This is a genomic window from Photorhabdus akhurstii, from assembly GCF_018448925.1.
GTDB lineage: Bacteria > Pseudomonadota > Gammaproteobacteria > Enterobacterales > Enterobacteriaceae > Photorhabdus > Photorhabdus akhurstii.
Map to the genome: position 1 here is coordinate 64,021 of NZ_RCWE01000010.1, position 12,393 is coordinate 76,413.

A 12,393-nucleotide genomic window follows, 5' to 3' on the forward strand; every position below is an offset into this window, starting at 1 on the left:
GGTAAATTCACATAATAAGCTAACCACCATAATTACTATGATACAAGTGCAACACCGTTAATCTGGAAGCAAACATGTTCGTATTCCCTTAAACTTTCACCCAAACAAACCTGCAACGGACTGATAAAATAATCAATTACCCGACGTCCGTCTGTTTTTTAGCAATTACCTCGTAAACCCTGGCCCAATTGAAGTACGCCCCAAAAGTTAGACATTTTGCCTGTCGAAAGACAGAAGTCCTCATATTGGGGCGCTTACATTTAAACGGCGCGATTCACCTATTTATGAGACCCGCGATAACCATCGCGGGCCTTGTTACCGATCAGTGCCAGTTGGCTGCCAGCACAGGTTGCAGCCGCTGTTGCTCGACATCGCCGAGCATTGTGGTCGCAGGTGTCGGCGGCGCGAAGGCAGCCATAGCCTGGACAAGATTTTCGACATCACTGTCCGTCAACCGATGACCGTCACCCGCCATGATGCTACCGGGGCGTTCGGCGGGACTGGCATACCAATTATGCAGTGTTACCTCCTGCTTGCTGCCAATGACCGAAATTTGCAGATCCTGCCCTTCATGCTGGAACCACAGACGCTCAGGGCTAATATCCTTTCCGAACACCAAGTCCCCCATATCACCACTAAATTCCAAATCGTTGTCCCCATGTCCGACTTCTACCGTCGACATAGTTCCCTTGGTAACAATATGGTTATTACCCTCCCCGACTTTCACTTTCGACATAATACCACTGGTCATGATATAGTTATCACCATTCCCTACTTTCACCTTCGGCGTACTACCGCTAACCACAATATTGTTATTACCATCCCCTACCTTCACCTCCGGCATACGACCGCTGGCCACGATATGGTTATTACCATCCCCTACTTCTACCGTCGACATATCACCGCTAGTCACGATATGGTTATTACCATCCCCTACTTTCAGCGTCGCTGAAATTCCCGTGCCGGTAATGCGATTATTACCATGTCCGACTGTTAGTCTGTCGACATTGCCGACAATGACATTGTTACCATTACCTAGCGTGATATTGGAATCCCGGCCGGTCACATTAACCTTATTATCACCGCTACCGGCAACCACATTGCCAACTATAGCTTCCACATTGATAGTCTTGCTCTCGTCCCCCAACGTAACCTTAGCAAAGGGAATTTCGACCGTAATGGAATTAGGGTCAGTGGTCACCGGTGTAGGTTCCACTGCTGGCTCAACAGGAGGAGTGCTAATCGGCTTCCGGTCAATCAGTGACATCCGGTCAACATTCTGGTCAATACGCGACCTCAGGTCGACAAGGCCAGTGTTAATTCTAATCGGCTCCAGCTTAACAGGGGTAACTTTAATCATATCCCGGTTAATATCAGTAGAAGAAACTTTAGTCAGATTCCAGTCTATAAGGGGAATGCTAACCGGCTTCCTTGGGGGAATACTAATCGGCTTCAGGTCGATAGGGGAAAGTGGTAAAGGCTTATCAACGCCAAGGGGGTCGACAATTGGTGTCAATGAACCCGGTACAGTAATCGTTGGTTTATCAAGAGATTGCGTCACCACTGGCTTGACCGTTGGGACCAAATCCGGTGTAGGCTCCGCAAAAAGGAAGTCGGCCGCATCGACCTGCGAAATATCCAGGGTATCGAGATACAGTAACTTCACGTTTGAATCAGTACCGCTGGCCCCATTAAAGATCACTTCAACGCCATGAATTTGTGACAGGCCGTTGATCGTGCCACGATTACTCTTAGCAATGGTGAGTTGGCTGAAATCAGTGACGCCGGTTTGACGCAAATCAATTTTATCAATGCCGTGACGGAACCCACGTAATGCATTCTTGTAGTCCTTAACACCCGGTTGGGCTGCCACCACAAAAACGTCTGACGCCGCACTGTCATGGCTATAGATCGTCCCATTCAAGCTAAATTTCATCTGACCCTGAGCATCGCTAGTGAGCATGACGCCCTTGCCGCCGCCCTTAAGGATCACGGTTCCCAAGCCTTCTTGCGGCTGGAGCGTTGAGGCGTCGCTACTCGTGTAAGCCACCGGAGCGATAAAGGTGTCCTGGAACTTGAAGTTCGCCGCACCGATCCCGGCGAGTGTCTGATTTTTCAGGACAATGCTCTGCCCCTTACCCAGATCGACCTTAACATCCGCCCCCTGCTGCGTCAGCAACAGATCGGCAAACGTTTTTCCACGAAATCCTACCAGATCAATGATTTCGCCACGAGCCGCCTCGAAGTTGCTAATGATATCGCTACCCGCCTCACGGCGGTGGACCACAAAGAAGTCCTTGCCCGCGCCACCTGCCAGTGTATTGTTTCCACGCCCGCCATCAAGCAATGCATCGGCATTACCAGCGACCAGCGTATCGTTGCCATCGCCGGTGACGATGTTCTGAATGCCCGATGGATTCTTTATCGTCAACGCTGTACCGCCAATGTTGGCAACACCAGTCAGCAAGTTGACCGAGGTATCCCGCGAAACAGCCGCCGCATTGAGGGTATTACGCCCTCCCGCCACGCCATTCACCGCATCATCCAATACCGCGCGGTTGGCCTGCCCGACCACTGACTGAATATATTCGTCGGTGTAAAAGTAAGTGTCATCCGGGGTGCTCTTGCTGCCGTACAAACGTAGCGACCAGGCATTTAATGTGACCGGCAGGCCGGAATTCGCATCGCTCACCTGTAGGGTCCAGTTGCCAGCCGAGCGTTCACCAAAATCGTGGGTCGACATAAAGCTGTATTTGAACGTCCCCGACTGGCTACTACCCAGATCGGTCGCGCTCGCGCCCGGCATGCCGTCTGGAACCTTACCCTGACGATTGAGCAAGATGCTCTGAGTGCCATCAGGAGAGATCAGTTTGAGCGTCAGATCGCCAAGACGGCCTACCTGAGCGTCAAAATCGATCTCGACATGTTCGACATTCAGACCGGCATTCATGGCGATGGACGATGTTAGCGTCTCTCCCGCCGCCAAGGTTTTCCCCAGAGGGCCGCTGGATGCGCTATAGACGAACTCGTTGGCAGCGGTGCTTTGAGTCATCCAAGACTCAGCCAAACGAACAGCGGCTCGCGCATCGATTTGACCGAAACCGTAATCGTTGCTGGTATGCATGCCGCCGCCATTCCAGCTATGGCTGTTATTATCGTTCCATGCGGTAGATGGGTCATTGATCTTGCGAGCGGATAGAGCAAGGATCTGCTGCACATCCCGATAGCCTAAGTTCGGGTTGGCCTCAAGCATCAACGCAACAACACCGGAGACTATCGGAGCGGCAAAGCTGGTGCCTTGCATGCTGGTATAGTCATTGCCGAAAGTTGAGCCACGTTCGGTTTTCAGCATATAGCTGGTAGACACGACATTGCTGCCCGGCGCCGAAACCAACAGGCTGGCTCCTGGATTGGAGAAGGGTGAGGAGCCAATCTGCAAAGTCGACAAATCTCCTTGTGCGTTGATCGCACCGACTTCCACCGAAAAGCGGTTGTTATTGGTCAGCGACCCTTGGGCATTGCCGCCTTCCGCACGATGGTTGCCGCCCGCCGCCACGATGACGGTACCCAACCCGCCACGACCATTAGCCGCCGCGTATTGCGCATTCATGCTCAGCGACGCGGCAGTATTTATGGAGCCGCCCTGAAAGCTGCTGAGCGCGAAATCGTTGGCAAATCCCCAGCTATTGTTGGCAATGTCAAAACTGACCATATGCCCCAATCCCGCAAGATCGGCGCCGTCATTGGCCAGATAATAGCCACCCAACGTAGCATCATGGGCAACCCCGACGCCACCGGTATTATTTTTCGCCGCGACCATCACACCCGCCACCATTGTCGCGTGGTTGGAGACCACATTCGGCAAGGCGCCATTGGTTTGTTGAGTCTGCAACCAGGCTTTGTCGACATTCGCCGCAAGATCGGGGTGATTGATATCAAATATTTCAGGTGCGGTAGCAAACTTACCGCCCGGCTCGAACTGACCAATGCGTACGCCCTTGCCGGTGTAGTCCTTCCAGACCGGCAGAATGTTGGCATCGCTCAAATACCATTGTTGAGCAGCTAATGGATCGAGCGGAACTTCCGGCGTCAGTAATGTCGCAACGGCACGCATCGGCGCGGTTTCCCCACTACTCAGATCGACTACCGATGCTGACGGATTACCGGCTGCGTCAGTTACACCATATTTAAAGCTAATGACACCGGTGTAATTTGCATCCGGCGTAAACAAGACATCGCCCTGGGCTGTGAGTTTGACCGTACCGCCTATCGCATCCCCAACATTGGCAATGCGCAGGGCGCCCTGACTGTTAAGGTGTTGATCGTTAGCCAGCAGGCTTTCTGCGGCAATCAGATGTGGCTGAGTACGATCAAAAACCTTGCCGTCCTTGTCGTGAGTGAGGACATCCTCGACAGGCATCGCATTAGGTGTTTGTAAATCAACCGCCGAAATATCTGAGAAATTGAGTTTTTGGATATTTTTCAGCGTAACCGTGCCGTCACGCCCGACAACCTTGTCGGCCACTACATACCCACTGTCGGTACGGGTGATTTGATAATCGCCGTGGTTACCGTGCAGGCTGACGATGTTGATCCCGCCGTCCCCATCAATCGTAGCATTGCCATGACCCACTTCGATCACGTCGTCACCAAAGCCGCCAAAAATCTTATCATCACCGCCGCCAGCGTGAATGATGCTGCCGCCTTTGGAGGCGTAAATTGTGTCGCCCTTAGGACCGGCATAAATAACCGACTTACCAGTGCCACCAACGATGGTGTTGTGCCCACTGCCGCCGACCAGGACATCATTACCCATGCCACCTATCAGAGTCGAATTGCCGGAGCCCCCCTTGATAAAGACACCGTTGACACTACCGCTTATGATAGTATCGTTGCCGCTCCCGCCTTGGGCGATGGTTAAACTGGCTTGACCCATGTTCAGTTCCACGCCTTGGTTACCGACAATGATCGCCGTATCGTGCCCGCCATTGCCGTGGATGTTTTTCGTATCGTCAGAAGCGCTGATAACAAAAACATCATCGCCGGTACCACCGACATAGGTATTACTCCCTGCGCCCCCAACCAGCCAGCTACCGGTTTTTGCCGCAATCAACGTATCATTGCCGCTGCCACCATACAGATTGCCCACCCCCAGTTGCCCCGCATCCAGGGTTTCATCTGTTTCACTCTGGCTGGCGTAAGCTGTGGTTGTAATATCGTTGGCGGTGGAAGTCACTTTCGTGCCAGTTCCCTGAGTGCTCAGGGTGTTGCTAACGGTATCACCAAGAAAGTCGACAGCCAGCACTTCCTGAGTTTTACCATTGATAGTAAACGACCCACTAGCAATGACCTTATTCCCATCACGGACTTCTGTTTTGTTCGAAGCCCGGACGTTTATCTGGCTAATACCCAATTCCGCCAGTGTTTTGAGTTCGCCCGCATCAACTTTTGCATCGTGTGTGCTGTCAACCCAGACCCGCAACAGGCTCCAGATCGGATCACGTTCATCAATCACTCCGTCTTTGTTGGCATCTTCACTGGCTAAAGCACCGAAGCCATCCTTGAATTTTTTCTCGCCAGCGGCACCATTTATCCCAGCCTTGCCACCGTAGTATTCGGAAAACATCTGGCTGGCATTTTTTATCTGACCACTACCATCATCGATCACCAATATCCCGGTATTGCGATCCGCCCAGCCGCTGCGCTTAAGCGTGCCACTGTTGTCCATGTCGAACAGCACGCCGTCACGAATGTCAGTCATATGTACACCATTGCCGCTCAGATCCAATAACAGCGGGTCAACATAGGTGTTGAACGTCGTCATTGCCGATAAACCGTTCAACGTCACGGCGTTACGTAGGCCAAAGTTCAGCTTGCTAGTGTCCCCGGGTTGGTAGAAAGGCTTATAGAACTCCGACAGATAGCTGTTGGGTTTAACATTGGGGTCAAGCTGCATTTCACCGGGACGAATACCGCCGGTGGCAAGGCCAGCCATTTGGGTGGAGGCGAAGTCTGTTTTATTGAGCATATCCCCGACGGCAGATATTTTATGTGTTGCGGAATTTTGTATAAACCCGTTAACAACATCCTGCTGAGCTTTGTTTTCACCCTGAATATGCCGCAGAGGTTTTGGCGTGGACACGATATCGATGTTAATCAATGGCTTCATCGGTAGGGTGATTTTCGTATCCTCTGGCCTAAGCCATAAACATGCCCGACCACTTTCATCGTCAAGATAATAAAAATCACTATGACGAATATAAAGACTCAAGTTGTCACGAATAATTTTCCTTCCATTATTTTGCAACATATCACGCAAATGCATAGGATTATGATTAGGGAACAGTTCTCCCTTGGAACCTTTTTCGTTATAACCAATGGCTTTTAATGATGCAAATACGAAATCCACGCAACTGTTTTTAGCCACGTTGTAATGCTTAGCATCAAATCCAACTAACGATGGGTCTTCTGAAAAAACTTTTAACCTGTTGTACTGAAATTCAGTCAATTCTACGGTGGTTTCGTAAGAGGTCTGTTGATAGGCCGCATTATCATGAACCGTTACTCGACCTTCGCCCCACAGTTCATCATGCCTTGACTCGAAACCGTAACTTTTTTCATTTCCGTTCCCGTCACTTAAAACATACCACATATGACCGCCAAATGAAGAATGTACATCTCCCGCTTTGTGCTTGTTCTTATCGGCCTGATAAATATACTTAGCCCCCATCGGAGCAACTTTATAAGTTACTGTATACTTCTTTTCCATACTTATTATTTCCTCTACTTGTTATTTCTCTTTGTCTTTTCTGAATAAATCAAATTTTTGGATTAAAATAGGAGAATTCGACAAAACTCTCAATGTCATTAAAGGCAGGAACATCCTCCAGAGTGGTAATTACCGCAGAGTAACGTCCCGGAGGTAACTCAAGTATTTTTATATTGCGCACCGTGGTATTTATACTTCTCTCTTTGTAATAGAAGGATTGTATCCAACCACTGCCCACTGCGTTTATTTTCTCGTCAAAAAAAACCTTACCGTCTTTAACCAGACGAAGCGAAACGGGAATTGCAATCCCGTTCTTATCAATACTTCCGAACAATTTATCTCGCCTTTCCATTTCATAAAAACCATTCCCATTAGCAAACAGCAGAGCAAACTGATAATCTCCAGCCTTTCTCTTGCTGAGTTCAAAATTAATCTCAACGGATTGCCCAGAATGCGACACATTAATCTGTTTGCGTATAGTCTCAATGTGCTTAGAGCATGCCATTAATAAGGTACAACTCATAAAAACAATAATATTTCGCCAGTTTTTGAACCTTTCGTGTACTTGTAATATTTTCATTTCTTCACTCAAAATTTTGATATTTTCTTTGTTTATATTAATACCCGTTTAAATCTTCGGCTTGAAATAAGTGAGCTCTACAAAACTCTCAATGCCATTAAAAGCGGGGACATCCTCCAAGGTAGTAATGACAGCAGAATAACGCCCAGGAGGTAACGAAAGTGTTTTAATTTCTCGCACAGCCGTAGTTATCCTTCTCCCTTCGAAATCAAAGCTACGTCCCCAGCTACGTCCCCCTGCGTTTATTTTCTCGTCAAAAAAAACCTCGCCGTTTCTAACCAAATGAAGCGAAACGGAGGTTATAACTCCGTCCTTATCAATATAACCGAATAATTCAAGCCGCCTTTTCATTTCATCGTCATCCCCTTTATCAAACAGCAGAGCAAACTGATAATCTCCAACCTCGCTGATTTCAAAATCAATTTTGACTGATTGACCAGACTTAGACACATCAATCGGTTTGTATATATCAATGTGCTTAGAGCAGGCCATTAATAATGTACAGCTCATAAAAATAATAATATTTCGCCAATTTTTAAACCTTTCATATATACGTAACACTTTCATTTTGTCACTCCAAATTTTGATATTTCCTTTGTTTATACTGATCCCATTTTAAATCTTCTTAAATTTTCGGATTGTAATAGGTGAACTCAACAAAACTCTCAATTCCATTAAAAGCAGGCACATCCTCTAGGGTTGTAATAACCGCAGAGTAGCGTCCAGAGGGTAACTCTAGTATTTTAATATTGCGCGCTGCCGTATTTATCCTTCTCTCTTCGTTATAGAAAGCACGTATCCAACCGTACCCTACCGCGTTTATTTCCTTGTCAAAAAAAACCTTGCCGTCTTTAACCAGACGAAGAGAAACGGGGATAGCAATCCCATCATGATCAAGATTCCCGAACAACTTAAATCGCCTTTCCATTTCATCAAAACCACGCCCAGTCGCAAACAGCAGGGCGAATTGATAATTTCCTTCCTTACTGATTTCAAAATCAAATTTAACTGATTGATCAGACTGTGTCACATCAATCGGTTTGTATATATCAATGTACTTAGAGCATGCCATTAACAAAGTGCAGCTCATGAAAATAATCATATTGCGCCAGTTTTTGAACCTTTCGTGTATACGCAATTCTTTCATTTCATCACTCCAAATAAAGTAAGGCTGCGAAAAACATTAACGATCATTTATCTCAAACCCGGAAAACGGTGAGTATGGCGAGCCGAGTTCACAGAGCTGCCCTCATAACCTACCGTTCTCTCAGACTTTCATCTATATGTTGCTGTAATGGACTCAAGAAGTAATCGATTACTCGTCGTTGATCGGTTTTTATTTCCGCCGTGATCGACATGCCCGGAGACAGTGGGACTCGCTGACCATTGACCAGCACGTGATCAGACTTCAAGCGAATACGGCTGCTATAGATGAGTCCACGCTTTTCGTCCTCGATAGCGTCGTTCGATACGTTCAGCACTTCGCCGTCAACGGTGCCGTACTTGGTGAAAGTGAAGGTTTCCACCTTGACGGTGACCGGTTGACCAACATGGACGAAACCTACATCCTTGTTTTCCAGCATGGCTTCCACTTCTACCGGTTGGTCTGCGGGGACGATGACCATCAGCGGCTGAGCGGGTGTCACCACGCCGCCAACGGTATGGATAGCGAGTTGTTGAACTGTGCCGGCCACCGGGGCTTTAAGACTGGTCAGAGTTTCCTGATAACGAGCCTTCGCCAGCTCCTGAACCAAGGTCGCTGCTTTTTTGTTGGCTTCCTGTTGCAAGTCGAGCATGGCGCGACGATTTTGCGCAACAACAGTTTCACGCCGACGCCGCGCCTCGTCCTGAGCGGCGGTGTACTGCAAGACACTGGCCTGTTGTACGCTTAACTGGCGTTGCAGATCCAACCGCGTCTGCTCTTTTTCCAGATATTCATGCCGCGACACATACTGTTTCGTCAATAACCGTTGGTAATCCTCGGCCAATTGTGTAGCAATCGGCAGCGTTTTTCGCAGGCTAGCCACCTGAGATTGGGCTGACTGGATTTCGGCGCTGCGTTGGAGAATTTCTGCATCCACCAACTCCAGGTTGCTGCGGTATTCCTGATATTGTCCTTGAAGCCAGCGTTGGGCACTGAGCACCTGCTCAGGGCTGGCATTGGCAATCGTTCCTACCAGCGAAGCCGGCGACTTTTGTTGATTGATCGCGTCGAGCATGGCGGCACTCCGCGCACTGTCGATACGAGCAGCCAACAGCTCGCTCTGAATCCGGCTGACGTCGGCGCTCGCCGCCGTCGGGTCGAGCTCGACTAACAACTCACCAACTTTCACCGTCTGACCATCATTGACGTGGATCGCTCTGACCACCGCCGTTTCACTGGGTTGAATCAACTTGGTCTTGCCATTGGGAACAACCTTTCCCGGAGCGATAGCCACTACCTCGATTTTGCCGATGTAGGCCCAGAGCAACGCCAATACAGCGAAACCCATAATGCCCCAGGTGAAAATCCTCGGCGCTGGGTGAACAGGTGTTTCCTGCAACTCCAAAGCCGTCGGTAAAAACTGTAATTCATGAGCAAGTCGCGGCGACACGTCCATGTTTTTACGTTGGCGCCAAGACTCACGCCATGCGTGACGATAACGCTGCAATAAGGAAAGGGTGGCGCTCATTCGAAGTTATTTTCCTTGAATCGGAGTATGTTTATCTTGGTCACATCTGCCTCTGATTGTGTTATTAACCATTGATTACGTTATTAGCGTTTTCATCGTACGTTCTGGAAATGGAAACCTTTCAGCCTTGCTGCATTCGATACAGTCGTGAATAGTGGCCGTCCTGACGCGCCAGTAACTCGGCGTGGGCTCCCTGTTCAACGATCTGCCCGCGATCCATCACAAGGATACGATGCGCGTCGCGTACAGCGGACAACCGATGAGCGATAATGATGACCGTGCGCCCCTTGCAAATGCTCTGCATGTTCTGCTGCACCACCCGTTCAGATTCGTAGTCCAGCGCACTGGTCGCCTCGTCGAAAATCAAAATGCGAGGATTACCGATCAAGGCTCGGGCAATGGCCACCCGTTGCCGCTGACCGCCCGAAAGTGACGCGCCGTGCTCACCCACAATGGTGTCGTAACCTTCGGGCAGTTCAAGGATGAATTCATGGGCACCAGCCATGCGGGCGGCGTGCATGACCATTTCGAGCGGCGCACCCGGATCACTCAAGGCAATGTTTTCACGAATGCTGCGGTTGAATAGCATATTGTCCTGCAACACCACGCCAATCTGCCGGCGCAGCGAGGACACATCAGCCAATGCCAAGTCCATGCCATCGACCATGACCCGTCCGCGCTCTGGAACATAGAGCCGCTGCAACAAGCGGGTCAGAGTACTTTTGCCAGAACCGGAGCGGCCCACCACACCAATGATTTCTCCCGCGCCAATGACCAAATTGACGCCGTGCAACACCTCAGAACCATCAGCCCGGTAACGAAAATGCACCTGTTCGAACTCTACCCTCCCCTTGAGCGGCGGTACTGTGCTACGTGTAGCCTGAGACAATTCAGTACGGGAATTGAGGATATCTCCCAGACGCTGCACCGAGACCCCGGTCTGCTGGAAGCTGGTCCACAGTTGCGCCAGGCGCATGATCGGGCCGCTGACACGGCCAGCCAGCATATTGAATGCTATCAGTTCCCCCACCGATAGCTGCCCCTCTATCACGAGACGGGCGCCGAGCCAGAGTGTGGCGACCGTCACTAACTTGCCGATAAGCGATACGCTTTCATTGGCGAGGGTGGATAAGGTCTGTGTTTTGAAACCTGCGGCAACATAAGCCGCCAGTTGATTGTCCCACTTGCGAATGGCCTGCGGTTCAACCGCCATTGACTTTAGGGTATCGATGCCATTCACCGTTTCGACAAGGAATGCCTGATTCTCGGCGTTACGTGTGAAACTATCCTGTAATCGCTTACGCAAGAGAGGTGTAACCAACCCCGAGACGAGCGCATAGAGCGGCAATGATAACACCACAACGAGAGTCAGCCAGCCGCTGTAATAGAACATCACAAGGATGAACACCAGAGAAAAAAGCACGTCGAGCATCAAGGTAATGGCGTTGCCGGTCAGGAAGCTGCGGATGTTTTCCAGTTCGCGTACACGAGCCACAGAATCACCGACTCTCCTGGCCTGGAAGTAAGCCAGCGGCAGATTAATCAAGTGCCGAAAAAGATTCGATCCCAACTGCACATCAATACGGCTGGTCGTATGAGCAAACACATAGCTACGCAAACCGCTCAGAGCCGACTCGAACAGCATGATGCCCAGCAATCCCACCGCGACAACATCCAGTGTGGTTAGGCCGTGGTGCACCAGTACTTTGTCCATAACCACCTGAAAGAACAACGGCGTCACCAAGGCAAATAGCTGCAAGGCAAAAGACCCCAGCAAAACTTCGCCCAACAACTTGCGGTATTTGACGATAGCCGGGATAAACCAGGTGAAGTCAAAGCGTGAAGTCTCTCCGGGCAAACCGTTACTGGAACGCACAAGCACCAGTTGCCCTGTCCAACGCTGCTCAAGCTGCTCGAAGCTGATAACTTCGGGGCGCACCGAACGTGGGTCCTGAATCAAAGCCTGTTCTTTGTCCAACTTAGCCAAAATAAAAAACTGCCCATCTCTGTCCATAGCAATAGCGGGCAATGGAGTATGTTCAAGTCTGGCAAGTGTTGTATGTACAGCCTTGGCTTTCAGCCCTGAATGACGGGCAGCCAGCAACAGCTCCTTCAGGGTAAGACCTTGGTTGGAAGTAGAAAATTCGTGCGAAAGTTGTTCAGTCGATATAGCTATGTTGTGAAACCTGGCCAACATGGCCAGGCAAATCAGGCCGGTATCCAGCTCCGGGGAAGAGTGGGGTGACTCAGTACTCATTTCATTATCCTGCATCAGACAACTTAATCCTTAAATCAAACATCTGGATATTCATCTCACCCCTAGCAAGCTATCCAGACATATCCGCAATCCGTTTAGTAAACAAATCACAATT

The 12,393-nt window shown here is 49.7% G+C and carries 6 protein-coding genes; all 6 read right to left on the bottom strand.

Features of this window, described 5'->3' with window-relative positions; translation table 11 throughout:
* Positions 1–322: 322 nt before the first annotated feature.
* The 6 genes from EAE93_RS12960 to EAE93_RS12985 all read right to left on the bottom strand — a co-directional run bounded on the left by EAE93_RS12960 (position 323) and on the right by EAE93_RS12985 (position 12,278).
* Positions 323–6,769, bottom strand: a complete 6,447-nt coding sequence (locus EAE93_RS12960) for a S8 family serine peptidase (RefSeq protein WP_214039822.1) — start codon at positions 6,767–6,769, stop codon at positions 323–325.
* A 49-nt stretch (positions 6,770–6,818) separates the two neighbouring features.
* The gene (locus EAE93_RS12965) at positions 6,819–7,349 is read right to left on the bottom strand and encodes a DUF5625 family protein (protein WP_214039823.1); all 531 of its coding nucleotides are present in this window, start codon (positions 7,347–7,349) and stop codon (positions 6,819–6,821) included.
* 48 nt (positions 7,350–7,397) lie between these two features.
* Positions 7,398–7,916 (bottom strand): DUF5625 family protein, encoded by a 519-nt coding sequence (locus EAE93_RS12970; protein ID WP_214039824.1) that lies wholly within the window; start codon positions 7,914–7,916, stop codon positions 7,398–7,400.
* A gap of 58 nt (positions 7,917–7,974) precedes the next feature.
* The gene (locus EAE93_RS12975; RefSeq protein WP_214039825.1) at positions 7,975–8,496 is read right to left on the bottom strand and encodes a DUF5625 family protein; all 522 of its coding nucleotides are present in this window, start codon (positions 8,494–8,496) and stop codon (positions 7,975–7,977) included.
* A 109-nt stretch (positions 8,497–8,605) separates the two neighbouring features.
* On the bottom strand, positions 8,606–10,021 hold the full coding sequence (locus tag EAE93_RS12980; protein ID WP_214039826.1) for an HlyD family type I secretion periplasmic adaptor subunit: 1,416 nt from the start codon (positions 10,019–10,021) through the stop codon (positions 8,606–8,608).
* Positions 10,022–10,142: 121 nt separating this feature from the next.
* Positions 10,143–12,278 (bottom strand): type I secretion system permease/ATPase, encoded by a 2,136-nt coding sequence (locus EAE93_RS12985; RefSeq protein ID WP_214039827.1) that lies wholly within the window; start codon positions 12,276–12,278, stop codon positions 10,143–10,145.
* Between the last annotated feature and the right edge of the window lie 115 nt (positions 12,279–12,393).